The organism is Bacteroides caecigallinarum (assembly GCF_016901995.1).
Lineage (GTDB): Bacteria > Bacteroidota > Bacteroidia > Bacteroidales > Bacteroidaceae > Phocaeicola > Phocaeicola cellulolyticus.
Genome location: NZ_JACJLE010000016.1, coordinates 46691 through 71448 on the forward strand (window position 1 = coordinate 46691; position 24758 = coordinate 71448).

Annotated in this window: 31 protein-coding genes and 1 pseudogene; 22 read left to right on the plus strand and 10 right to left on the minus strand. The window is 40.7% G+C overall.

Annotated features, from left to right (window positions below):
* Positions 1 to 11: 11 nt before the first annotated feature.
* Positions 12 to 458: a MarR family winged helix-turn-helix transcriptional regulator gene (locus H6A61_RS05915; protein ID WP_154042911.1), complete on the minus strand. Its 447-nt coding sequence runs from the start codon at positions 456 to 458 to the stop codon at positions 12 to 14.
* Between the two features lie 187 nt (positions 459 to 645).
* Here H6A61_RS05915 and H6A61_RS05920 point away from each other — a divergent pair.
* From H6A61_RS05920 to cbiB, 12 genes and pseudogenes are all read left to right on the plus strand, one after another.
* Positions 646 to 1077: pseudogene (locus H6A61_RS05920) on the plus strand (KilA-N domain-containing protein); the annotation flags it as partial.
* Positions 1078 to 1740: 663 nt separating this feature from the next.
* Complete coding sequence (locus H6A61_RS05925; RefSeq protein ID WP_204392010.1) at positions 1741 to 2055, plus strand: type II toxin-antitoxin system RelE/ParE family toxin; 315 nt, start codon at positions 1741 to 1743, stop codon at positions 2053 to 2055.
* Between the two features lie 10 nt (positions 2056 to 2065).
* Positions 2066 to 2410: a HigA family addiction module antitoxin gene (locus H6A61_RS05930; RefSeq protein WP_204392012.1), complete on the plus strand. Its 345-nt coding sequence runs from the start codon at positions 2066 to 2068 to the stop codon at positions 2408 to 2410.
* 224 nt (positions 2411 to 2634) lie between these two features.
* Positions 2635 to 2793: a hypothetical protein gene (locus H6A61_RS05935; protein WP_204392014.1), complete on the plus strand. Its 159-nt coding sequence runs from the start codon at positions 2635 to 2637 to the stop codon at positions 2791 to 2793.
* 549 nt (positions 2794 to 3342) lie between these two features.
* Positions 3343 to 3660, plus strand: a complete 318-nt coding sequence (locus tag H6A61_RS05940) for a type II toxin-antitoxin system RelE/ParE family toxin (protein WP_204392016.1) — start codon at positions 3343 to 3345, stop codon at positions 3658 to 3660.
* A 7-nt stretch (positions 3661 to 3667) separates the two neighbouring features.
* Positions 3668 to 3976 (plus strand): HigA family addiction module antitoxin, encoded by a 309-nt coding sequence (locus H6A61_RS05945; RefSeq protein WP_204392019.1) that lies wholly within the window; start codon positions 3668 to 3670, stop codon positions 3974 to 3976.
* A gap of 775 nt (positions 3977 to 4751) precedes the next feature.
* Positions 4752 to 4919 carry a hypothetical protein gene (locus H6A61_RS15935; RefSeq protein WP_239469123.1) on the plus strand — a complete coding sequence of 56 codons (168 nt, stop codon included), beginning with the start codon at positions 4752 to 4754 and terminating at the stop codon, positions 4917 to 4919.
* Positions 4920 to 4936: 17 nt separating this feature from the next.
* Complete coding sequence (locus tag H6A61_RS05950) at positions 4937 to 5398, plus strand: hypothetical protein (protein ID WP_239469124.1); 462 nt, start codon at positions 4937 to 4939, stop codon at positions 5396 to 5398.
* Positions 5399 to 5721: 323 nt separating this feature from the next.
* Positions 5722 to 6249, plus strand: coding sequence for a hypothetical protein (locus H6A61_RS05955; protein WP_204392021.1), 528 nt, complete (start codon positions 5722 to 5724; stop codon positions 6247 to 6249).
* Between the two features lie 26 nt (positions 6250 to 6275).
* Positions 6276 to 7775 carry a cobyric acid synthase gene (locus H6A61_RS05960; RefSeq protein ID WP_239469125.1) on the plus strand — a complete coding sequence of 500 codons (1500 nt, stop codon included), beginning with the start codon at positions 6276 to 6278 and terminating at the stop codon, positions 7773 to 7775.
* Complete coding sequence (locus H6A61_RS05965) at positions 7768 to 8787, plus strand: threonine-phosphate decarboxylase (protein ID WP_204392023.1); 1020 nt, start codon at positions 7768 to 7770, stop codon at positions 8785 to 8787. The genes H6A61_RS05960 and H6A61_RS05965 overlap by 8 nt, the downstream gene beginning before the upstream one ends.
* On the plus strand, positions 8769 to 9722 hold the full coding sequence (cbiB, locus tag H6A61_RS05970) for an adenosylcobinamide-phosphate synthase CbiB (protein ID WP_204392025.1): 954 nt from the start codon (positions 8769 to 8771) through the stop codon (positions 9720 to 9722). The genes H6A61_RS05965 and cbiB overlap by 19 nt, the downstream gene beginning before the upstream one ends.
* A gap of 11 nt (positions 9723 to 9733) precedes the next feature.
* On the opposite strand, the gene cobC is transcribed toward cbiB, so the two are convergent.
* The 8 genes from cobC to H6A61_RS06010 form a co-directional block, all read right to left on the minus strand.
* Positions 9734 to 10279, minus strand: coding sequence for an alpha-ribazole phosphatase (gene cobC, locus H6A61_RS05975; protein WP_204392027.1), 546 nt, complete (start codon positions 10277 to 10279; stop codon positions 9734 to 9736).
* A 13-nt stretch (positions 10280 to 10292) separates the two neighbouring features.
* Positions 10293 to 11042: an adenosylcobinamide-GDP ribazoletransferase gene (locus H6A61_RS05980; RefSeq protein ID WP_204392029.1), complete on the minus strand. Its 750-nt coding sequence runs from the start codon at positions 11040 to 11042 to the stop codon at positions 10293 to 10295.
* A 28-nt stretch (positions 11043 to 11070) separates the two neighbouring features.
* Positions 11071 to 12111: a nicotinate-nucleotide--dimethylbenzimidazole phosphoribosyltransferase gene (cobT, locus tag H6A61_RS05985; RefSeq protein ID WP_204392031.1), complete on the minus strand. Its 1041-nt coding sequence runs from the start codon at positions 12109 to 12111 to the stop codon at positions 11071 to 11073.
* A 14-nt stretch (positions 12112 to 12125) separates the two neighbouring features.
* On the minus strand, positions 12126 to 12632 hold the full coding sequence (gene cobU, locus H6A61_RS05990; RefSeq protein ID WP_204392033.1) for a bifunctional adenosylcobinamide kinase/adenosylcobinamide-phosphate guanylyltransferase: 507 nt from the start codon (positions 12630 to 12632) through the stop codon (positions 12126 to 12128).
* 19 nt (positions 12633 to 12651) lie between these two features.
* Positions 12652 to 13353 carry a response regulator transcription factor gene (locus H6A61_RS05995; RefSeq protein ID WP_204392035.1) on the minus strand — a complete coding sequence of 234 codons (702 nt, stop codon included), beginning with the start codon at positions 13351 to 13353 and terminating at the stop codon, positions 12652 to 12654.
* 92 nt (positions 13354 to 13445) lie between these two features.
* Positions 13446 to 14945, minus strand: coding sequence for a PH domain-containing protein (locus H6A61_RS06000; protein ID WP_204392043.1), 1500 nt, complete (start codon positions 14943 to 14945; stop codon positions 13446 to 13448).
* On the minus strand, positions 14932 to 15447 hold the full coding sequence (locus H6A61_RS06005) for a PH domain-containing protein (protein WP_204392051.1): 516 nt from the start codon (positions 15445 to 15447) through the stop codon (positions 14932 to 14934). Before H6A61_RS06005 ends, H6A61_RS06000 begins: the two co-directional genes overlap by 14 nt.
* Positions 15448 to 15465: 18 nt before the next feature.
* The gene (locus tag H6A61_RS06010; RefSeq protein WP_204392053.1) at positions 15466 to 16788 is read right to left on the minus strand and encodes a sensor histidine kinase; all 1323 of its coding nucleotides are present in this window, start codon (positions 16786 to 16788) and stop codon (positions 15466 to 15468) included.
* 177 nt (positions 16789 to 16965) lie between these two features.
* Here H6A61_RS06010 and H6A61_RS06015 point away from each other — a divergent pair, with 177 nt between their 5' ends.
* From H6A61_RS06015 to H6A61_RS06055, 9 genes are all read left to right on the plus strand, one after another.
* Positions 16966 to 17577, plus strand: coding sequence for a hypothetical protein (locus tag H6A61_RS06015; protein ID WP_204392055.1), 612 nt, complete (start codon positions 16966 to 16968; stop codon positions 17575 to 17577).
* Positions 17578 to 17615: 38 nt separating this feature from the next.
* Positions 17616 to 17813: a hypothetical protein gene (locus H6A61_RS06020; RefSeq protein WP_204392057.1), complete on the plus strand. Its 198-nt coding sequence runs from the start codon at positions 17616 to 17618 to the stop codon at positions 17811 to 17813.
* Positions 17814 to 17825: 12 nt separating this feature from the next.
* Positions 17826 to 19226: a S41 family peptidase gene (locus H6A61_RS06025; RefSeq protein WP_204392059.1), complete on the plus strand. Its 1401-nt coding sequence runs from the start codon at positions 17826 to 17828 to the stop codon at positions 19224 to 19226.
* Between the two features lie 93 nt (positions 19227 to 19319).
* The gene (locus tag H6A61_RS06030) at positions 19320 to 19502 is read left to right on the plus strand and encodes a hypothetical protein (protein ID WP_204392061.1); all 183 of its coding nucleotides are present in this window, start codon (positions 19320 to 19322) and stop codon (positions 19500 to 19502) included.
* A 31-nt stretch (positions 19503 to 19533) separates the two neighbouring features.
* Positions 19534 to 20052, plus strand: a complete 519-nt coding sequence (locus tag H6A61_RS06035; RefSeq protein WP_204392063.1) for a DUF2975 domain-containing protein — start codon at positions 19534 to 19536, stop codon at positions 20050 to 20052.
* On the plus strand, positions 20009 to 20215 hold the full coding sequence (locus H6A61_RS06040) for a helix-turn-helix domain-containing protein (RefSeq protein WP_204392065.1): 207 nt from the start codon (positions 20009 to 20011) through the stop codon (positions 20213 to 20215). Before H6A61_RS06035 ends, H6A61_RS06040 begins: the two co-directional genes overlap by 44 nt.
* A gap of 220 nt (positions 20216 to 20435) precedes the next feature.
* Entirely contained in the window at positions 20436 to 21395 is a 960-nt protein-coding gene (locus H6A61_RS06045) for a hypothetical protein (protein ID WP_204392067.1), read from the plus strand.
* Between the two features lie 26 nt (positions 21396 to 21421).
* Positions 21422 to 22651, plus strand: a complete 1230-nt coding sequence (locus H6A61_RS06050; protein ID WP_204392069.1) for a PDZ domain-containing protein — start codon at positions 21422 to 21424, stop codon at positions 22649 to 22651.
* Positions 22652 to 22668: 17 nt separating this feature from the next.
* Positions 22669 to 23028 (plus strand): hypothetical protein, encoded by a 360-nt coding sequence (locus H6A61_RS06055; protein WP_204392071.1) that lies wholly within the window; start codon positions 22669 to 22671, stop codon positions 23026 to 23028.
* Here the strand turns inward: H6A61_RS06055 and H6A61_RS06060 are convergent.
* Entirely contained in the window at positions 22986 to 24320 is a 1335-nt protein-coding gene (locus H6A61_RS06060) for a sensor histidine kinase (RefSeq protein WP_204392073.1), read from the minus strand. The two genes, H6A61_RS06055 and H6A61_RS06060, sit on opposite strands and share 43 nt — an antisense overlap.
* A gap of 203 nt (positions 24321 to 24523) precedes the next feature.
* Between H6A61_RS06060 and H6A61_RS06065 the strand changes: the two genes are divergently transcribed.
* Positions 24524 to 24758: DUF3836 domain-containing protein (locus H6A61_RS06065; protein ID WP_204392075.1), on the plus strand; the 235-nt coding region annotated here is incomplete at its 3' end.

Consider the following 24758-nt stretch of genomic DNA (forward strand, 5'->3'; position numbering starts at 1 on the left):
GTAAGATATGTCTAGTAAGTTTCAATGGCATGTTGGAGTTCTTTTAGCAGTATTTCTGTCTGACGTATTTTTTCTTTTCCAATTATATCTTCAAGCCTTTTGTAGTAATCGTCCAGTTTCGGTGCTATCCATTGATGGAATTTTTCACCTTCTTCCGTAAGAAAGACCAGTTTGTTACGCCTGTCGTTAGGATTTTCCTGTCGGCATACATAACCTTTTTTTTCCAGATTGGTCATCAGATTTGTCAGGCATGCCTTGTCTTTAGCCGTTCTTTCCGCCAGTATCTGCTGGCTTATGCCTTGTTCGCTCCACAGGCAGCTCATAATCTGCAGCATTTCGAATGTTATCCCCGCATTTGACTCTTTCAGCAGTTTCTGCATCGCCTGTCGTGATGCCATACGTGTACGGATAAGTTGCAGGATACATGCCCTTGAAATAACTTTTTCGTTTTGATTCATCGAATTAAGTTTTTGTATTCGCGCTACAAAAGTAATTCTTTTTATTCAATTAGTCAAATATTTGACTAATTTTGCCGACTGATATGTTTTGAAGTGGAATATTTAGAATTAAATAAGCAATGAAATCTAATACGGTCAACAGATATTATTTTTATATTTGTAGTACCAAAGTATGATATGACTATGGTTGCAGCATAATGGCATTGACTATATCTGCATCACGGACATCGCTCGCCAGAAAAATCCTGCCGAGCCTAAAGACGTGGTGAAGAACTGGATGCGACTGAAGAACACGCTGGAATACCTCGGACTGTGGGAGCAACTAAACAACCCCGCGTTTAAAGGGGTCGAATTCGACCCCCTTCTGGCAGAAGCGGGCAGCAATGCATTCACCATGAGTCCTTCAAGGTGGGTGGAACTGACCGGAGCGGTTGGCATCCTCTCGAAAAACGGTGCCGGAGGCGGAACGTATGCGCAGCGTGACATCGCTTTCAAGTTTGCCAGTTGGGTTTCCGTAGAATTCGAGCTGTATCTTGTCAAGGAGTTCCAGAGGCTGAAAGAACAGGAACAGGCTTTGCTGGGATGGTCGGCCAAGCGAGAACTCTCTAAAATAAACTACCATAAGTAGTATTGGAAACATAAAACTTAGAAGCGATATGAACTTGTTGAAACATTTTACTTACCCGGCTGCAGCCGCACTGCTCCAAGATAGCGGCAGGATATGTGCTGATACTATTCGTCATTTTCGGCATCGTCTATATTGGGCTCAATGAACAGAACAGACAACAGGAATTGGAAGCTACTACCTACAAAATAAAAAGTCTCCGCAAGGATGTACACGAGGTATATATAAGTCCAGAACCTGCCGCAGCGAGCGTATAGACAGCATATGCCAGCTGCTGGCTGAAAAGGAAAAATTGCTGAATAGAATCATGCTGGTACTATACGAACAAGAAGAGATAAAGGAAAAGATAGCAAGACAAGTGCCAGCCATTGCGTTGAAAAGTTCACAAGAAGAACCGAAAAAAAGGAAACGGACAGGCTTCTTAGGACTGTTCGGGAAAAGGAAAAAGCGAAACCGACCGCAACGACCACCATGCTCAATACGCTGAACAGCGGTATGATAGCCCGCCAGAAAGAACAAAGCGAGAGGTTGAGCCAATATGCCGACAGCCTTTCGGTAAGAAACAGAAAACTGATGGCAGTTATATAAAATACTTCCACTTATATAGTGGATTATTGCGGATAATCTATTATCTTTGTGTGAACAATACAGAGTAGCATGGAAATAATATTCAACGAAAAGTATTTGAAGGAAATGTACATTACGGGGCAGACGGACAAGAGGCACCGGTATCAGCCACAAGTGGTACGGAAATATATACGTGTTATCAACATAATGCTGGAAACTCCGAATGTACAAGGGCTTTTGAAATACAACTCGTTGAATTATGAAAAGTTGAAAGGCGATAAGGAAGGTCTTTCTTCTGTTAGAGTTAACGACCAGTACCGCATTGAGTTTGAGGAACGGACAAGAGAAGGTGAAACTATCGCTACAATATGCAATATAATAGATTTATCGAACCATTATAAATAACAGACGACTTATGATTGAGATACAAGGAATAGATTCTACTATGATTGCCAACAACCTCACTCCGGCATATCCTACTCACCCTGGTGAAGTCCTGAAAGAAGAGATTGAATACCGCAAGATTTCGCAGCGTAAGTTATCAGAGCAGATGGGAATCTCCTATAAAATGTTGAATGACATTCTTAACTGCCGTCGTCCTGTTACGGCACAGACAGCAATGCTCTTCGAGGCAGCTCTGAATGTACCTGCGGATTCACTAATGCGTCTGCAGTTGAAATATAACATGTGGCAGGTCGCTGCCAATCCCTCTTTTATGGAGCGTCTGAAGCAGGTGCGCAAGTATGCCGCCATGCTGTAACTAACGTTACATAGAAAGTTTCCTGTCCCGCTTCTCTTGATAAAAGGGGAAGGTGGAACAGGTCTTTTGAATTACCGTTCAGGTATCGTCAAAGCCTGCGGAACAGACAACAGGAATTGGACACTACTGGTTGTGGAACCGTTTATCATAAAAATGGGCGTCAGAGAAAGTGATTTGCCGAAAATTTCCTATCTTTGCAGCAGAAAACCAAATTATTACAAGTCATGGCATTAGAAATCAAAGCAATTCCTACGCTGAGAGGGAAAGAAGCCGAACGTTTCGTAAAGGAAGCGGATAAGGCTTATCAGAAGAAGGAGAAAACAGATTTCAGCAAGCAGGTGAAAATAGCCCGTGCCATATTGAAAAAAGCCAATATGCTGTAAGTATGGGATTCCTGTTAGTTGCCGGTGAAGTGGAAGAATAAGAAGGGGCAATCACTAGACTAAAAAGATAAGAAATAAACAAAAGAATCAAAATATTACACTGTCTTTCCCAGGAACACCCCGACAACGGACAATGCTCCCAGTTGTTCCATTTTTCGTTTCAGCTGCCTGAAACTTTCTCCGGTAGTGAGTACATCATCCAGCAGGACAACATTCTTGCCATTAATATACCGCCGGGTGAATTGCAGATTCTGCAGTATATCCTTATCCTTTCCCTTTCCTTTCAGCTGTTCGCGGTCTTCTTCTATCCAGATGGCTTTAAAGCCGTCTGCAATGCCCAGCCATTTGTCTTCCGGCTTCCGTCAGGCACATGCCGACTGTGAGAAAGGTTGTGTTGGAGGTTATTGAAAAGCGAGATAAGAGAATAAAAAAACAGGAGCCTTCGGCTGTAGCCGGAGGCTTCGTGCATTTAGAAATAAATATTCCGCTTTTATAGTGGATTGTTGCAGATAATTAATTATCTTTGCTTCGTGAACAAGATGTAAAGTAATGGAGATAAACTTTGATAAGGACTACTTGCGCCAATTGTACGAGGAAGGGAAAACGACGGACAAGAAACATCGTTTCCAGCCGCATATCGTGGCACGCTACCAGTTGCGCATCAAAGTGTTGGAACAAGCAAGAAGCGTGGAAGAACTTTACGTTATCCACTCGCTTCATTATGAAGTGTTGAAAGGTGACAAGTCTGGTATTTCCTCCATCCGTGTGAACGACCAGTACCGCATTGAGTTCACGGTAGAACAGGTCTCATCGGAAACGGTGGTGACTATCTGCAATATACTTGAATTATCAAACCATTATAAATAGAATAATTATGGGAAAATACATCTGTCAACGCCCTATACATCCGGGCGAACTGCTGAAAGAAGAGACCGAAGAACGCAAGCTCTCGCAGCGCAGGTTGGCCGAGCAGATGGGCATCTCCTACAAGGTATTGAATGACATTCTCAACTGCCGCAGGCCGATTACTACGCAGACAGCGATGCTTTTCGAGGCAGCTTTGGGTATCAGTGCTTCGCTACTGATGCGGATGCAGCTTGATTGCAATATGCAGCAGGCGGCTGCTGACCCCTCTTTTATGGAGCGTCTGAAGCTGGTGCGCAAGTATGCAGCCATGCTGTAGCTCACGTTACATAGAAAGTTTCTTGTCCCGCTTCTCCTGATAAAAGGAGAAGGTGGAACAGGTCTTTTGGATTGATAATAGCCCGTGCCATATTGAAAAAAGCCAATATGCTGTAAGTATGGGATTCCTGTTAGTTGCCGGTGAAGTGGAAGAATAAGAAAGGGCAATCATTAGACTAAAAAGACAAGAAATAAACAAAAGAATCAAAATATTACACTGTCTTTCTCAGGAACACCCCGACAACGTACAATGCTCCCAGTTGTTCCATTTTTCGTTTCAGCTGCCTGAAACTTTCTCCGGTAGTGAGTACATCATCCAGCAGGACAACATTCTTGCCTTTAATATACCGCCGGGTGAATTGCAGGTTTCGCAGTATATCCTTATCCTTTCCCTTTCCTTTCAGTTGTTCGCGGTCTTCTTCTATCCATATAGCCTTAAAGCCGTCTGCAATGCCCAGCCATTTGTCTTCCGGCTTCCGTCAGGCACATGCCGATTGTGAGAAAGGTTGTGTTGGAGGTTATTGAAAAGCGAGATAAGAGAATAAAAAACAGGAGCCTTCGGCAGATTTATTTTGCCGGGGGCTTCGTGTGTTTGCACATATAGCGTTAGGAAATAGAAAAAAGCAATTAACTCAAAAAATACTGAAGCTAAGAATTTGATTGGAAAAGAAATAATTGTATCTTCACGTACACGCATAAAAAAACCCGGATTCATCACCAGTAACTGAAAGCTGGGAGAGGAACGCCCGGGACTGCGATACAAAAGTACAAAAGATATGGAACATAACAAAGCATTCTTTGAAAAAGTTTTCTCTACTAAGAGGATGGAAAGATATTTCAGGCTTTATCCTGAGGACGAGAAGCGTGCTATCTTGCATTATAAGTGTAATCTGGAACTGGCCGAAGCGTTTTACACGAGTTTGTCAGTATTAGAGGTGCTCTAAGCCGTGAATTAGAGACAATGACAGGGAGAGATGACTGGTATGCTGTCTTCGCAAACACTCCAGGATTGTCGAGATTGAACCATTATATTACTCAAGCTAATAAACAGATAGCAGGCAGACATGAATCGATTACTCCCTCGAAGGTAATTGCCGAACTGACGCTTGGATTCTGGGTTTCTCTGCTGAATAGCGAGTATGAACGTTTGCTGTGGAAAGATTTGAGAAGGGCGTTTCCTTTCATGCCCAAGAAAGACCGGCAGCGAAAGAATGTATCTGCTCCACTGAATACATTCCGGACATTCCGTAACAGGGTTTTCCATAATGAATCCATCTGCTGGAATCTGAATCGGGTGGAGGATATTCACCGTGAAATGATAGTAGTAATGGGATGGATGAACAGGGATGTACCAGGATGGCTGCAGCTTATTGACAGATTTGATACGGTATGCGCTAATATCAGAAAAAACATGGGATGGTAATTTTTCAGGATGGACTTATGGAAGTTGGATCGGCGGATATTAAAAAGTGAGATAAGAGAATAAAAAAACAGGAGCCTTCGGCAGATTTACTTTGCCGGGGGCTTCGTGCTTTTTGGGGGGAAATGGTTAGGCTTGTAAATATATAACTTATGCTAAAATCGGACAATTTGCCGCTGAGAGAGGTTGTATCGGCAGTTATTGAAAAGTGAGATAAGATAAGCGTATTATTAAGAATGGTTTTATTGGCGTCCTGACAATTTAGTTGGTTATCTGTTGTTTTATTCGTACTTTTGTGTCCGTTTTATAAAAGGATAGGAGACTATATGTTGTCAGTTAAACCTCAGTTTTTGATTGGTGCTGCTGCGTCAGGAAGCGGAAAAACTACGTTTACGATGGGACTGTTGCGCGTTCTCAAAAGAAAGGGAATGTGTGTACAACCGTTTAAATGCGGTCCCGATTACATTGACGGAAAATTTCATACAATAGCCGCCGGTAGGGAAACTGTAAATCTGGATACTTGGATGGCTTCTGAATGTCACGTGGGTGAGGTTTATTATCATTACGCTAAAGACGCGTCGGTGTGTGTGGTTGAAGGTGTGATGGGCCTGTTCGACGGTTATGACCGGCCGAAAATAGCTTTGGCGAAGGATGCCGCTTTCAATTTTATCTATAAGGAAAATATTGATGTTCTTTCAAAAAAAGCAGATATAGTGACTTTCAGTCCGCTGGCAGGTGATGAATTGCCTCAGGCTGATTATGTATATTTGCCGGGCGGATATCCGGAATTTTTTGTCGGAGAACTTAGCGATATGGTTGAAATTTTCTTACAAAAGAAAGAAAAAAGATTCTGATCAATAATAATCAAATTTAGAAATCAATGACTATACATATCAAACGATTACACCCTTTGATGCTGGCCGGTACAGGCAGTGATGTTGGTAAGAGTGTTCTGGCAACGGCATTGTGCAGGATTTTCCTGCAGGACGGTTATCGTCCGGCTCCTTTCAAGGCACAGAATATGGCTCTCAATTCGTATGCCACTCCTGAAGGTCTGGAGATAGGCAGGGCGCAGGCTGTACAGGCGGAGGCTGCAGGTGTGCCGTGTCATACGGATATGAATCCTCTGCTGCTGAAACCGAGCTCGGATCATACATCGCAAGTGGTATTGAACGGAAAGCCTATAGGTAACCGCAGTGCGTACGAATATTTCCGCAAAGAGGGAAGGGACGAGTTGCGCCGTGAGGTATGTGCCGCTTTCGACAGACTGGCGGCGCGTTATAATCCTATAGTGATGGAAGGTGCGGGAAGTATCTCCGAAATTAATCTTAGGGATACGGATCTTGTCAATATGCCGATGGCAAGGTATGCCGGTGCGGATGTAATTCTGGTGGCTGATATCGACCGTGGCGGTGTGTTTGCCAGTGCTTACGGCTCTATTGCATTGCAGTTGCCGGAAGACCGTAAGCGCATAAAGGGAATAATAGTAAACAAGTTCCGTGGCGATTTGCGCCTGTTTGAATCAGGCGTGAAAATGATGGAGGAGACTTGCGGTGTGCCGGTGCTTGGCGTGATTCCTTATTATAAGGATATCTATATAGAAGAGGAGGACTCTCTGGAATTGCAGCAGAAACAGCGTGCGGCAGTAAGCGGAAAGGTTAACATTGCGGTCGTCCTGTTGCGTCATTTGTCAAACTTTACTGATTTCAACCGTCTGGAGCGGGACGAGCGTGTAAATCTGTATTATACAAATAATACCGAGGAGATAAGCAAGGCTGACATAGTGATATTGCCCGGAACAAAAAGTACTCTGGATGATTTGCTGGAACTGCGCCGGAACGGAGTGGCTGAGGCTGTAGTCAGGGCGGCACGAAACGGAGCAACCGTTTTCGGTATCTGTGGAGGTTATCAGATGATGGGACTGTCTGTAGAAGATCCGGACGGTGTGGAAGGAGGAATAAGCCGTTTGCCGGGACTTGGACTGTTGCCTGTTTCTACTGTCATGCAGTCGGAAAAGGTTACACGCCAGACTGAATTCAGATTTCTGGCCCCGGACGGAGATATCTGCAAAGGATATGAGATTCATATGGGACAAAGCAGTATATCGGCTGACAGCGATGCAGTTCCTTTGAATTATCTGCAGGATGGAACAGCCGAAGGATGGAGAGTGGGAGAGAAATGTTTTGGTACATATATGCATGGAATATTGGATAATGAAGCTGTTGTCAATTATCTGTTGGCGCCTTATACAGACATTGAAAAAGGGAATATATCCGATTATCTATCATTTAAGGAAGAACAGTATGACAGGCTGGCTGCTCATGTTCGTTCGCACATAAATATGCCATTGTTGTATAAAATACTTTCAGATAATGATTAAAGGACACGGTGATGATATTTTTCAGTACAGGAATGGAATCCGTATGAATTTCAGCTCGAATGTTTATGGAAATGTTTCTCATGACGGGCTTAATGCCTATTTGTGCAGTGTGATATCATGCATACGTTCTTATCCTGAACCGGAGCCATATTCCCTGGAAAGATTGTGGGCGGAGCAACTGGATATTGTGGATGCTTCGATTTGTGTCACAAACGGAGCTACCGAGGCTATTTATCTTATAGCACAGGCTTTCAGGGAAAACCGTTCGGTAATTCTGATGCCTACATTCAGCGAATATGCCGATGCTTGCAGGTTGCATTCGCATGAAATCATAAAGGCTTATTCTTTTGAGCGGATGGATATTTCCGGTTGCGATATCTGCTGGATATGTAATCCTAACAATCCTACGGGGAAAGCTGTGGATGTGGATGAGCTCCGTAAGATGATAGTCAATAATCCGGGATGTCTGTTTGTAATAGACCAGTCGTACGAGGCGTTTACCGCGGTCTCGTTATTGTCGGCCAAGGAAACAGTTATGTTGCCTAATGTGCTGTTGCTCCATTCCATGACGAAGCATTTTGCCATTCCGGGGCTCAGATTGGGTGGAGTTACCGGAAATCCGGAACTGATAAACCGCTTGAAGAAGTGCAAGATGCCGTGGTCTGTCAATGCTCTTGCCATATCGGCAGGCCATTATCTGCTGACTCATCATGATGAGTTTGAAATCGATTTGCCTGCGTTGCTCTGTGAGAAAGACCGTGTGGCTTCTGCTTTGGAGATTACTGGAGAGATGGATGTCATGAAATCGGATACTCACTATATGCTTGTGCGCCTGAAAAAAGGTAAGGCTTCGGAACTGAAAACTTTTCTGGCAGAGGAAAAAGGAATATTGATTCGTGACGCTTCGAATTTTGATGGACTTGACGAACGTTTCTTCAGGATTGCCGTACAGATGCCTGAAGAAAATGATGAACTGATTAATTGTATTAAAGAATGGATTTGCATACGTTGAATGTATTGTTACCGTTGCTGGCGGGAGTAGTGTTGGACAAGTTGTTGGGCGACCCTCTTTGGTTGCCTCATCCTGTGGTAGGTTTCGGAAATATGATTCGCTTTTTCGAACATAGATTGAATAGTGGACGTTTCCGTCGCATAAAGGGAGCGTTCACGGCCTTGCTGCTTATAGCGGTTGTTTTTATAGCCTCCTATTTCCTCTTGAAATATGTTTCTTCATGTAGTAACTGGGCTGGTGTGCTTCTTTCGTCAGTTGCAGTGTTCTATTGTCTGGCAGGAAAGACATTGATAGACGAGGTCAGGATGGTATTCGATGCCATGGAAGTGTCGCTTGAAAAAGGCAGGAAGCAGGTTGCACGTATTGTAGGCAGGGATACAAATGAGCTTGACGGTCAGGAAGTACGTGCCGCTGCACTGGAAACCTTGGCTGAAAATCTGAGTGATGGGGTGATTGCTCCGTTATTCTGGTTTATGCTGCTGGGTGTACCTGGTATGCTGACGTACAAGATGATAAATACCCTTGATTCGATGATAGGGTACAAGAATGAACGCTATAGACTGTTTGGATATTGTGCGGCAAAGATTGATGATATCGCCAATTTTATACCGGCACGTATCACCGCTTTTCTGATGGTAATGGCTTCCGGACGTCCGTCGCTGTTGAGATTTGTGCTTCGTTACGGGCATGAACACGCAAGTCCTAATTCCGGTTATCCGGAAGCTGCGCTTGCCGGTATCTTGAATTGCCGTTTCGGAGGTCCTCACAATTATTTCGGGGAACTGGTGTATAAACCATTTATAGGCAGTAACAACCGTCTGTTTGTACGCAAGGATGCTGATGTGGCTATCCGTATAAACAGGATTTCGGAAGTTTTTATGATTATCATTGTTGCCGCCGTGATTTATATCTCGTCAGGGGTTCTTCCTGTATAGTAGTCTTGGTATCAGAACTCCGTTTCTACGATTTCACCATAAGAGGGCTGTTTGCTGAATCCGTTCTCGAATGTTGCCATACCGGCATAAATCATAGCGCATACTATGCTTCCGCCGTGGGAGAAAACTACGATTTCGTTTTCATCCTTTTTAAGAATGTTGTCAATAAAGGCTGATATTCTGGAATATTGCATTTCCAGAGATTCGCCGTTAGGGGCTGGTAGATGGAAGTAGTCGTCGAACCACCGGGACAGATATGGATCATCTATTTCGTCATAACGCTTCATCTCCCAGTCGCCGAAATTCATCTCCATAAGCCGCGGGTCATGGACAGCCTCCTTGAAGCCGCAGAACCCGGCAAGCCGTGTGCAGCGTGAGAGTGGACTGGTGTATGCTTTCTGGAAAGAGTATTTCTTCAGCTGTGCGGCGCACTTTGATGCCTCTTCTTCAAATGACGCTTTTAACGGTACATCGGTCTGGCCGTAACATGTTCCCGGGATTACATCCGGGGTGGTATGTCTCACCCATACTATTTTCTTCTTTTTTCCTGTACTCATCGTATTTAGGTTTTTATCGGATCAATCCTGAAACTGTTGCAATGGAGAACCACATTGACAGTTCACATATCAGAAATGACGCTCCGCAACAGTCGCCTGTATATCCTCCCAATCGTTTTCGCAACAGGTGTTGTATATAGATAAATACCAGTATCGGAACCGGCAGTGTTATGAAGAAACTGTGAGGCATGAATACAAGCGGAAGCAGTCCTCCGATGGCTGATGCTGTTTCTTCCTTATAGTTTTGTCTTGAGTATATAACCTTTGCTTTGCTTTCTTCTTCTTTACGGGCGTAGGGCAGTAGCCATAATATGTGACTGCACACGAATTTACAGAAAGAATCGCAGCATAGCAGTATAAACGGAGTGTATGACGGATTTATAGAACTCAGAAGCTGATACCCCAGAAGATAGTATATGATTAATCCCAAGACACCGTATGTACCGATATGGGAGTCTTTCATAATCCTGAGAGTGCTCTCCCTGTCTCTTCCGCCTCCAAAGCCGTCGAAGAAGTCGGCAAGTCCGTCTTCATGCAATGCTCCCGTTATGAGAAGACGGACTGTAAGCGCCGCTATTACCGCTATTGAGACCGGAAGTATCTGGCTTACACCCCAGAAACATATCGCCATGATACCGCCCGTAAGCCATCCGCTGAAACTCCAATAGCTGACTACATGTTTGAAACATTCGTCCGGTACGCTTTTGATTTTCCAGAACGGCAGACGGGTGAAGAATATAAAAGCTGCAAGAATCTGATTCATTCCGATAGTCTTTTTTAGTCTTTAGAGTTTAAAAGTATTTTGTTATAGATGCGTTTTTGAATGAGTCCATTTCATTCAGCATTCTGACAGCAGAATCTACTATAGGATAGGCACAAACAGATCCGCTTCCTTCGCCCAGACGAAGATTGAGATGAAGCAGCGGCGATGCTTTGAGATGTTCCAGCAGAATACGGTGACCGGCTTCGTCACCCTGATGACCGAAAATGGCGTATTGCAAAACTTCAGGATAAAGTTGTGATGCTGCCAGTATGCAGTTGCTCATAATGAATCCGTCAACAAGAATAATCATCCTGAGTTCGGCAGCTTTAAGCATTCCTCCTACAGCCATTACCATTTCGTATCCTCCAAACCGGCAAATTATTTCTTCGGCAGTGTGCTCTCCCTTGAAATTGTCCTGTGCCTGTTTCAAGACCTGATATTTGTGCTCTATACCTTTAGCTTGTAGTCCTGCTCCGGCACCGATACATTGCTTCAATGGTATATTAGCGAAAGATGACATCCAAAGTGATGAGGCTGATGTGTTTGCTATACCCATTTCGCCGAAGCTTACTATGTTGCATCCTTTGTTATAGGCCATTTCCACGCATTCAGCTCCTCTCTCGATGCACAGTTCCATTTCTTCTTTGGTCATTGCCGCCTCACGAAGATAATTGCGGGTACTCTTTCTTACCTTCATGTTGATTATTCCACGGTCATAAGGCAGGTCATAATCTACTCCGGCGTCTACCAGCATCAGTTCAAATCCATGCTGTCGGCACAGAAAGTTTATTCCAGCACCACCATCCAGGAAATTATATAGTTGCTGCCATGTTATTTCTTTTGGAGAGACGCTAACTCCTTCTTCCACTATACCGTGGTCGCTGGCAAACAGAATGTTGTATGGATTGCTTAAACGTGGAGAAAGTGTATGCTGGATCATGCAAATCTGTTTGGCAAGCTCTTCTAGTCGGCCCAAAGAACCTTTTGGTTTTGTAAGATTGTCTATTTTGTCGATTACTTCCAGTTCAAACTGCGGATCGTGTATTGGTTTGATATTAAACTCTTTCATTTTCTGATTATTTTTTATTTTATCTTCATTGGAATACCACAAACCATGAAAATCACTTCATCGGCTTTCGAAGCTACATACTGGTTTGCAAATCCTTGGACATCTGTGAATTTGCGCTGTATCTCATTCTCTGATACTCCTCCAAGACCTATCTCGTTTGTCACGAAAATGAATGTCGCGTCCTGAACGGTAAATTTGTCGAACTCTGCTTTTATTGAGTCCAGTGTTTTCTGGACATCATGATGCTTGAAGAAGAAATTAGTGCACCAAAGTGTGATACAGTCTATCACGATAACCCTTCCTTCCAGATTGTGCTTGCTTAATTCCATTTCTTCCTCTATATTAGTCCACTCCGGACCGCGGTTTTGCTGATGGCGCAATACGCGCTGGCGGAACTCCTCGTCCCATATCTTTGCTGTGGCAAGATAGACAGGCCTGTCCGTTAGCTGATGTGCAAGCTTTTCAGCGTATGTACTCTTGCCGGAGCGTTGTCCTCCGGTTATTAGAATAATTTTTTTCATAGCTTTCTGTAAATAATACTTACTGCCCTACAGTAAGCATAAGTCCAACACCTCTTACTGTCTTGATCTCTACCTGAGGGTCGTTTTCGAACAGCTTTCGCAATTTTGTGATGAACACATCAAGACTTCTCGAAGCGAAATAATCATCATTCTTGTCCCAGCAACGGTTCAGGATAACCTCTCTTCTTACCACTTCGTCTTTGTTTTCGGCAAGCAGTTGCAGAACCTGTGCCTCTCTTGCAGTCAGTGTAGTGTTATTGCCCGATTCATTGTTGTGCAGCGTAGCGTGTCCTGCATCAAGAGTATATTTCCCGAACTTGCACATTCCGCTTTCATCGCGTGTTTTCGAGCCTTCCTTCATTTTCAGTATAGCGTGCAGATGGGCATCCAGTTCGTCAGGGATGAATGGTTTCTTCACGTAGTTATTCACGCCTATGTCATAACCTTTTCTGACGTCCTTTGGCGATGTAAGTGCAGAGGCAAAAAGAATAGGGGTGTCGCCATCAGTCTCCCTGATATGGCGTACCATTTCGAAACCATCCATTACCGGCATGTCTATATCCGATATGATGATGTCAGGATGATGCTCCTCCCATGCCTGCAAGCCTTCCTTGCCATTGAAAGCGGTGATTACCTCATATCCGCCAATTATATCCTGTAGTCCGCTTTGGACTATGTATGAAAGATTCTTGTCGTCTTCTACTAATAACAGTTTTATCATTGTTCTTCTGGTTTTTCTATACAAAGATATTTAAAATATCGTATTGTCTGTTTATTTGTAAAATAAAAATTGAATAGAGCTGAAAATATGATTTAGTTATTGTGGCAGTTAAGTAACAACAGTTCGTATATCTCCTTTGCCTCCTGTTCTTTCAGACTTCTTATGGCGAATGATGTTCCATTGGTGGAAATCACCAGTTTCACCCTGTGATAATATGGTGTGAAAGGAGTGGAAACCATACGTACTACCTCTATGTTGTCATACTTCACATAATTATAAATCTCGGCAAACTTTCCGTTGCTTATTTCCATATAGTCCTCTTTGAGGGTGATATGGCTTCTGCGTACCGCAAGAAGTCCCTTGGCAAGCGAAACCAGCATATAAGCTATGGGAGCAAAAAGCCAGATGTATTGTCCGTAATGGCACAAGACTATGGCTACTGCCAGCGAAATCAGAATGTCGAATCTTATGGTGTAGCCAAGCAGACCATAACCGGAACGGGCAGAAATGACAGTGGGCGAGGAGGTATAGTCTTTTCCAAGCCACCAGCTCAGGAAGTTTCCGTCATGCGATGAACCGTAAATCTTTACGTCGGCACCTTTCTTTTCGTCTGTAGCATTCAGTGCCTGCCTGACCATTATAGTGCAGCATCCCAACCAGTTTTCAATGATATTCCTTTTCACGTAAAGCGTACATACCTTGTCGAACGAGAACCGGCTGCTGTTGCGTGTAATCAGTCCGCTTTCGAAGAAAAGCTGTTTTTCGCCCATACGTATATCCATATTGAAGTATTGCAGGAAAACCTTTCCCATCCACAAGATCAGTATTACTAAGTACAATATCACGATGACCGTTAAAACAGCTGTAACAGAGAACGCTGAAGAATCGGCATGTGTCTCTACATAGTCAATGAAATAATTTGCGGCTTTGTCGTTGACGGAAGTTATCTGATTGTACAGCGTGGCAAGCACACCGAACAGCACAGCCATGCCTTTCAGGTGATTCTGGCAGAGAGCACCTTTAATCAGATTCAGGTTGCTTACCTCCAGTTTAATGGTTTTACTGTTTTCTGTAGCCGCCTGTTCCGTAGCTTCAGTCTCTTGTACTTCCTCCTGTGTATTTTCCTGAGTCTCCACACGGCTTAACAGAGCATCCCAGTCGTCATCGTCAAGGATGAGTTCTATCTCTTCAGTCCGTGATGCAAGCGTGTCGAACGAGACGCCTTTCATATCAAGCATACGATAGATGAGACCGCTCTTGGTACGTAAAGACTGAATCTTATTCAGAGGGATGCTTGTCCTTTCATGCTGTATTACACCATGGATAAAAATCAGATTACCGTCCTCGACGTAATATTTCTTGAAATAGAAACTTAGGAATGCGGTTATCAGCGATAAGGCAATGAATCCTGCCAGATAGGACAGAAGCATTATTATGTATTCCATGACAGAAGTTTCATCGGACGAATCGAATATCCTGACAGTGAAAAGTATCAGGATAAGACTTGCATAGCTTCTCAGAGCCTTCACGAAGAAAATCACGAAAGCACTTTTACTCATCCTGCGCGGTATTGAGAAATCATTTATTTTCATTTCTTATGCTTTCTGTTATAAGTGCCTTAATATCGTTTGCTTTTTCTTCAGTCAGTCCCGGAATGCTGGTAGCTTCAAGCATCTGCGCACCGTTTACGATGTCGATGGCATAAAGCCCGAAAATGCGTGTTATCGGGTTCTGGCGTACGCTGACCTGCTGTATCTTACAGAAAGGAATCGTAATTACGGAAGGGAATATGATTCCTGAACGGTATGTGATGTCATGCTCGCGGATGGCGAATCCTTTGTAGGCATAGGCCTTGGGAAGTAGAAAAAGATTTACAATCATAGCTGTCAGGAAAACACATTCTATGCCGATTGTCGTTGCCACACGACAGGTGAACTCCTCTGCCAGAAGGAGCAGAAGTGTGAGTCCTATAAAGATGATATAAACCAATACTGTTTTTACTATCTGTACTTTCAGGTATTTCTTTTCCAGCGGAGTATAAATGAGGTTCTCCACCTTGTCTATATTATCGAAGTTCAATTGTCTGTTTGTCATATTATTATTGATTTTGGTTTATTCCTCACTGTCTGTCAGAGGCAAATATATTATAAATTCAGTAAACTCACCCTCAATGCTGGTAACAAATATCTTCCCGTGATGTGCCTTTACCACCTGATCGACAAAGCTCAGTCCGAGTCCGAAACCCGATGCGCCGTTTTTGCGGCTACGCTTTATTGCGGACGCGCGTTCAAACTTCTGGAATATAAGATGAATGTCTTTTTCTGAAATCCCGAATCCGTTGTCGCGTATCTTCAGCATAGTGTATCTGTCGTCCTGAGCAGTGCTTATTTTTATCTCCACGCTCTCATCCGAATATTTTATAGAATTGTCTATGAGGTTGCTTATTACCTCTTCCAGATATTCAGCATCGGCATAGGCAGTTTCGGCTTTTATATCTGTAATGAAATTTACCGTCTTTTGCGATTTCGCCTTGAACTTCTCGGTCAGTTTGTCTATTATAGGAGTAAGCTCAACTTCTGTTCTGTTCATCTCCAGTTTATGGTTTTCCAGCTTGGATATTGTCAGCACTTTATTTGTAAGGGTAAGCAGATGGTCCGCCTCGTTCTCGGCAATGTCGAAGTATTTGTCCTTCATTTCCTGCCTGTTGTCAAGCTTACCGCTTCTGAGGAATTTCAGAGCCATGATGATGGATGTGAGCGGTGTTTTCATGTCGTGTATCATGGCGTATGAGAAGTCTTCGCGAATCTGGAAAATCTTCTCGAAGCGTGAAATGAATCTTACCTGATAACTGATGCAGACGATTACGAGCAGCATGATGATGAATGTGCCGGCAAGCATCAGGCCCATACGCTCTAAAAAAGTCTTATTGGGATTGGTGATGATGAGCTGGACAACCTGGGTATAGTCTGATCGGATTGGAAAGTATTTGGGTTTGACAGCCATAAAGGACGGTTCTTTTTGAGTACCGATACCATTTATTTTTTCTCCAGTTCTTAAATTTATAATGTCTATATAATATTTGTTTCCTAATCCGTTTTGGGTTAATAATTCGGCAGTAATGGAATCAAGATTGTGTAATGACATTGGATAGCCCATGTCTGAAAGCCGTTCATAAAAATATGTCATTGGAGGAATGGTGTCGTTTGTAGGTCCGCTCATGATTTTTGTTCCTTTGGGAGTTTGTCCGAATCTCATATTTCCTTCTTCCTCCAAGGCTTTTTCAATGGTAGCATAACCTTCATTCAGAATGTCGTTTTTTATCAGTTCATACGAATTGTATATCCATATCATCTGCAGAGCCATAGCCCCGACAAGTCCTACGACAGACAGTATGGTGATGAATAATATGTTTTTCTTACGTTTTGAAGTCTCCATATATGATATTATATGACTTTTTAATGGTTTTTCAGTGCAAATATAATATTATGATTGCTAATATAAACCATAAATTGAAGTATTAACCTAAAGATAACATAAGGATAACAAATGATTTGATTGTATCACATTATATTTGCAGTGTGATAAAGAATAAGATGAAAAAATGCAATAGATATGAAAGCGTTTAAGAAATATTTTAGCGGACAGTCATCCGGAAAAGGAACATTGATTTCATATGGAAGAGGCCCTGAAGGAGAGGAAGTGATGATAGACATCACAGAACCTAAGCATATAAATTTAAAAGTAATTGTAATCTTTATTATTATCTTTCCTGTTATTCTGTTCTTGTTTTATGCCGTACATGGGATTGAAAGTATGGATGTAACTTCAGGGAAATTTTTCAGTAAAGGCGAATATTTAATACTTTCCAGTTTGCTTTGTGGTATTTTATTGAACTGGTTAATTCAGGCTGTCGTTTATATTATAATCAATCCTCGGTCATATAGTAAATTTGCGGTAATATATAACAAACATAACTATACCGTACGTCTCTTTTATAAAGGAGATATGAGGATAATTCATTTCCGTATAGCTAATATCCTTGCACATTGTGTATGCGGATATATCCCTTTGCTGTTAGGTTTTATAATAGGTGATATTTCAATATGTTACTTTGGCCTTTTATCAATAATGTTCTTTTTTGATGAAACTAGTATTGTATGGAGACTGCGCCATTACAGTGGACAGGCTTTGTGCAGATATAAGGCAGACGAAAATATGAGATAGTATATGGCTAATTTAGTAATATTATTCTATTTGATTGTATGAATAAAAAAGGAAATAAAAAGCTAAGTTTTGCAACTTGTTTGTTGTGGGGTGTGTTATTAGGAATAGTTTTGGGTGTTGCGATGGATAAGTTAGCTGTAGGTATTGCATTAGGAAATATGTTTGGTACGATGTATTACTTATTTTTTGCCAATTCAGATAAAAACTCAAGTGATGAAAATAAAGAAGATTCTTAAAATCATGATATCATGATGGACAATAATACTTTCCATAAAATATCGGTAATCTTCTCTGATGAAAGTTACAATAAATATCAGAGTGAGGTAATGAACCTCTTGCGTTTTATCAGGTTATTTCATCCTGTCAGTATAGTTAATCCTGAAAGAGTCAACAGATTTGAAAGACAGGCAGAGAAAGTATGTTATGAGATGCAGGATGTGAAAGACTTGCAGCACTTCCAGTTTGCCTTGAATTCTCTGTTAGCCATACTTGAAGACGCACATACTTATTTCATGCCTGAAGATGGATTAATTTATCCTTTTGAGATAAGATATTATGAAGGCTGTTTTTATCTGCGTGCCATAGATTCAGAATATCCTGATTTCACGGGAAAAGAGATTGTTTCCATAAATGGAATATCCGTTAAAGATGTCAGGTTGGCTATGCGTAAAGCAATGCCATCGGAGAATGAAGTAAAAGCAGGGCTATGGAGTTTTTATCTGAATCGCAAAGCATTTCTGCATCAGATAGGAGTAGATACTGCAAAGGGAGTTTGTCTTGGCTTTCATGATGGAAATAGTCTGCTTTTTGAATCGGAAACAGAGAATCGTTCCGGATGGCATCAAGTGAAGTTCCCTCCATATCCTGTTACCGTGAAGCGTGATGATTTGTTTTCTTATCAGATAATTGATGATAAGTGTTATCTGCAATTTAATGCGATGTACGATTTGCAGTCATATTTGCAATTATGTCAGGTTACGGGTACCAAAGTTGAAGATAATTATTTGAATTTTCTGCCGTCTTTTCTCGAATTTATAGACAAGATGGATGCCGATATAAAGCAGAATCATATACGGAAGCTGGTGGTTGATATGCGTTATAATGGCGGAGGAAACAGTATGCTTGGCGACCAGCTTCTCCAATATCTTGGAGTTGATACGGACACTATTTCAAGATATAAGACATTTGTCAGAAAATCAGATTTTCTTTTCAAGTGTATGCCTGATTTCTATGATTGTAGCAAAGGTAAACCTGGAGAACTTATTCCGATGGAAGATAGTGAGAACTTGCTATTCCTTTCCAAAATAAAAAAATGTTTTGAAGGGAAGGTAATATTCATACAAGGCCAGAACACCTTCAGCAGTGCAAATTATTTGCTTACAACTATAAAGGATAATCATCTTTTCCCCATTATAGGAACTCCGACTTCACAGAAGCCTACTTGTTTTGGTGATGTATTGCCTGTTGAACTGCCATTTACAGGCACAAAGGGCTATATAAGTCATTCTTACTTTGAAAGACCGGATGTGAGTCGCAATGAGCTGGATTGTTTATATCCTGATTTTCATATACCTATGTCTATGGTTGAAAGGTTGAAGGGTATTGATAAATGCTGGGAATGGATTGAAATGAATTTGTCTGATGAGTGAAGCATTAACCTAAAGATAACGTAGCGATAACATAAACTCTTGTTCTATGCGCATACCTTTGTTGCATAATGATAACTGGAAAAACTAAAAAGTATGAACAATAAATATAAATACTATTTGATCAGTGGACCGATTTTAGCCTTAGGCCTTATGCTCGGTGCAGCAATCGGAGCAAATGTTGGAAACATTAAAATAGGAATAGCCTTTGGAATACTCGTCGGAGTTCTTATTAGTACATTGTCCATTTTCCTGGTTGTTTATACAAAAAAGAAGTAATCAAATTTGACTATTTAATATAAATAGAATTATGAATAAGATTAAGCCTGATAAAAAACTTGTAAGATATTGCGAGGTTATTTCTATGATAACAATAATAGCCGCAGCTATGTACGGATTTCCTAATATACTGGAACTTTGTTATGAGATGGGAAAAGATGATAGCGGCACATTTATATGGCACGCCCTCGTAGTGGGTATAGAAAGCTATGCCATAATGTTTATTGGTGTTCTTTCATACGTTATGGTATATAATGTAAGAAAAGGAAACATTTTCAGCAGGGTAAATAAACGTATCCTGAATGCTATAGGAATTTCAACTACATTATCTGGAGTACTGATAAGTGTTATATCTCATTTAAGTCCTCTTGAAATGCCTACTGAAGTATGTGTACTGTTTATAATATTAGGTATGATGTTTGTGCTTATAGCCTATATTTTTGAGATAGGGATACGTATGAAAGAAGAACAGGAATTGACATTTGATAGATTAAAAACTGACATATATGCCTATAATAGTAAACTTGGATGTAATGATGGCGAAATGTAAGATTTCGCTTGGTGAACTGGCAGAACGTATAGACCTTATTTCGGCAAACCTTTCCATACTTAAAACTGGAAAGTCCAAAACTATTCGCTTCTCTACTTTGGAGGCTATCTGTAAGGAACTTGACTGCCAGCCTGGAGATATATTGGAGTATAGAGAAAAATGAATCTCTTAACCTAAAGATAACATAGACTCTTGTTCCTAGCGCATACCTTTGCAGCATAAGTCATTAATCTTGCAGAACTTATCTGTAATATAGATTTTATGTAGCAACATTATTATAGTGAATATAGCGAATTTGTTGTAAAATATATATTGACAAATTAGCCTGTTTACTCAACTTAAAGATAATTCTTTTCAATGAATTTATATAAAAAAATAATGCAATGAAGAAAAAGACAAAACGTAATTTGATTATCACGGCAATATTAATAGTATTAATCAGTGCAATAATTGCTTGGTTTGCTTATCCGTTCGTCCGTTATAGTTCACATACACTTGCTTACCGTTCAACTCTACCGGAAAATGCTTGCTATCAATATCCAATTCAATACAGTGAAGAGGGGTGGTTTTTGATTGATTGTGTCATTAACGGCAAATATAAAGTACCTCTCCGCATCGACACGCAAGCAACGAGTCTTATGCGAGAAGATTCCATACATGCGTATAGTGGCGAATACTGGGGAAATCTGCCTATTAAAAGTACCAATGCTTATCAGAAAAAAGATTCGCCTGAGTTGTATACATTTACTTCTATTTCTTTTGGTGATGCATGCATACAAGAACCAATGTTTAACAGCATCAGTAAGGATAATATAATATACAACGTAATAGATGAAGGCATTTTCGGAACAGAAATGTTGGCTATCGGCACATGGAAATTTGATACAGAAACTGGAATGATGACACTTTTTCATTCCAATAATAAAGACCTGTTGGCAAAGGAAACTATAGGTATGATTTATTATCCTCAAGGTCTTCGTGAAGATTCCATTCCGATTTATATTGAAGGAATAAATGATAAAGTATGCTTTACACTCGATATGGGTTATGCTGGAGTATTAGAAATAAATAACGCTCTTGCAGATCGGCTTAAAACGCATTTCCACTATAAAGAAGAAATCACGAAGCACGGAGAAGAATTAACTGATACACTTTCTATTTTCAAGATCCCTGTTACGATTGCCGGAACACGGATTGATTCTTGCGAGGTTGTGAACAGCCGCATTGTGAATGCCAACTATATCGGAGCCGAATTTATGCACCATTGCAATTTTGTATTACATCATTCCCTTAATGAACATGGCAAGCCGAATAAAGATCTCTATCTGAAAGTGAGAGAATAATTGAGCAAAAAACAAATTCTAATTATATGATAAAAAAATACTTTCGTTATATATTCCGCATACTGTCAATCCTATTTATTTGTGTGCTTATATATCTTGTTTACATAATCTTTTGGATTAGAAACTTCAATGTAGAACAAAGCAAAGCTGTTGAAAATATAAGTGTAGATTTCTATCAGACCTTCCCGATAATTCGTGACCCAAACGGTTATTTTGGAGTCGTTGCTACAGTAAACGATCAATATACTGATACACTCTTATTTGATACACAAGCATCTACTTCGCTTGCCAAGCAAGAAGTTCTTGACCGATATGAAGCGGAATACTGGAAGCGAAAGCCTATGCCAACGTTTAACTTCTACAAACAAGCCTACTTCTCAAAACTATATAAAGTGAATGATATCACTCTTGGAAATGGGAAATTGGAAGGAGTTATTTTCACGTCAGTCCCGAAAGATAACGGTATGTATAATGCGCTTTACAGACCGGTATTAGGACGGGCCATCATGGAAAACATAGGTTGGAAATTTGATATGGATAATAATGAAATGGTTATGTTCGCACTTGACAATGAGCAGTTGTTGCGACATGAGAGTAAAGGATTCACTCTTATAAAGGAATCTGTAAATGATTTACAGCTGTATAGTGAACAGACCGATACTTTGAACGTGATGTTTGATTTAGGTTCGAATTATGACATCATAATAGACAAGAACGTTTATGAGACGCTACTAAAACGCCAAACACCGAGAATGTATACCAACTATCGTAGAGAGGGGCTAACCGATACCATTGCGGAGTTTCATGACATTACCGTGTTTTGTAATGGGATAGCCATACCAGACTGTACGTTAAGTTACATACCATCGATTGACAGAAATGTTGCTGGCAACATCTTTGCCGGAAAGATCAATTTCATACTTGCTAATGGTGACCTATATATAAAACAACGTACTGATAGTGCACTTCAGGTCATTAAAGACGGGCTGCCTTCACTCGGTTTACGCCTTAATGTCCGCAACAATACTATTTGCGTTACGGCTTTGGAAATAAATGGGCCGGCAGAAAAAGCAGGGTTAATGTTAGGTGATAAGGTTATTGCTATTGATAAAGGAGCAATCGAACTCGACATAATGTCCGTTTCAAGCGGCAGATTAGAATCATATATCCGACAAGCAAAGAGCCTTACTTTGGAGATAGAGCGTAATGGGGAAAGGAAGATATTTGTTATCATGCGGAAAAGGATAAGTATCTAAATAGTGTAAAAAATAGAATGGACAAAAATATAAAGTTTATAATTTCAGGTATCCTGATTGCCGCTATCGGGCTGGTACTGTCGCACACGTACCGTCCGTATGTATATGAGAATCATATCAATGATTTTCATCTGGCAGATGTTATAGGTAGTGTCGTTTGCGTACCTGCTGCGGTACTATGCGCTTATGGCATTGATAACAGATACTCAATAAAGCAATACACAATAGGGGCTGCAATAGTCTATATTGCATACGAGTTTCTCGGTCTTTTTCATATACATGGCACTTTTGATATATATGATATTATTGCCATAATAATAAGCAGCCTTGTGTTTTACCGATTATGTCTGTTATTTGGAGTATCAAGCGGCAGATAGATAGTAAATTCCGTAAATTCTCCTTCTGTGCTGTTGACGAATATTCGTCCCTCATGCGCCTTAATCACCTGGTCAACAAAGTTCAGGCCCAGTCCGAATCCTGAAGCTCCGTTTCTGCGGCTGCGCTTTGCCGCCGCTGCACGTTCATACTTCTGGAATATGATTTTCTGGTCGGCTTCGGATATACCCAGACCATTGTCGCGTACTTTCAGGATGGTGTAGCGCTTGCTTTCTTCAGTGGTGATGTTTATTTCCACACTCTCCTTTGAGTATTTGATGGCATTGTCAATCAGATTGCTTATTACTTCACCCAGATAATCATTGTCGGCGTAAGCAGTTTTGGCCTGCAAACTGATTATAAAGTTTACAGGTTTCTGTGCTTTGGCCTTGAATTTCTCGGTCAGTTTATCTATTATCGGTTTAAGTTCGATTTCTGTTTTGTTCATCTCCAGTTTATGGTTCTCCAGTTTGGAAATTGTAAGTATCTTGTTGGTGAGAGCAAACAGATGGTCTGTTTCGCTTTCCGCTATGTTCATGTATTTGTTTTTTATTTCCGGTTTGCCTTCCAGTCTTCCGCTTTTCAGCATATCCTGTACCATCATAATAGTGCTTAGGGGTGTTTTCATGTCATGTACCATGGCGTATGAGAAGTCCTCACGGATTTGTAAAATAACTTGCAGCCTTGAGATGATTTTTATTTGGAAAATAATACATGCTATTATAAAGCTTAGTACAATGATGGTGATTATAATAAGTAAATTTATTTTCCCGAAAAGAAACTTGTATGGATTTAGGATTACAAGTTGAACACCTTGTGATGAGTCTGCTGTAATATTTATAATCCCAGATTTTATTTCCCTCCATGGTAAAACACTTGGATTGGGATTGCTTGAAGATAATATTTTATTATCGGAAATTCTTATTCTATTTACGGAAATAGAACATGGCAAATCAATGGCATTAAACATATCAGATGCTATAGAATCTATTTTTGATAAAGACATCTCTATACCTATATTAGACAAGCCTTCGTTGAGACTGACTATTTCTGGTGCCAAATCATTTTTTTTAGCATCAGCTGGAATACTTACACCCACAGTCTCAGTACCCTTAGGTGCTTTTTTAAATCTAATTGATATTTCTCTTCTTATCGCTTTTATCAGTATGGAATTACTCTCTTTATATAAATTATTTTCCAGAGCTACGTATGTATTATACAGCCATAATATTTGAAGTATTATTATTGCAAATGCTCCGATAAAAACGAAGATGCTTATATTCTTGTATTTCATATATATTGTTTTTCCAAATGCAAATATAATGACATTTGAAAATTGACATATAATTATTGGACAGAATTGTTTTCACGGAGTAAATAAACACTATAGTATTTAACCTAAAGATAACATGGTGATAACATAAACTCTTGTTCTTTGCGCATACCTTTGCAGCATAAGAAATAACAAATGAAGTCTAACTTAAAAATTAAATTATTATGATAACAGAATTAATCATTTCAGCAGTCGCGTCAGTGTCTTTGTCAACTCCTAAAGTAGTTTATAATGTAGCCTCTGAAGATAAGAAAGTTACAAATATTGAAGCCTATTCTGTAAGTGAAGGTAAATATCTTAAACGTATGTATAAGATAAACTTCATCTATAACGCAGATGGTGAAGTTACCGATAAGAATACTTATCAGTGGGATGAAAGAAATTCCGGTTATATATTGA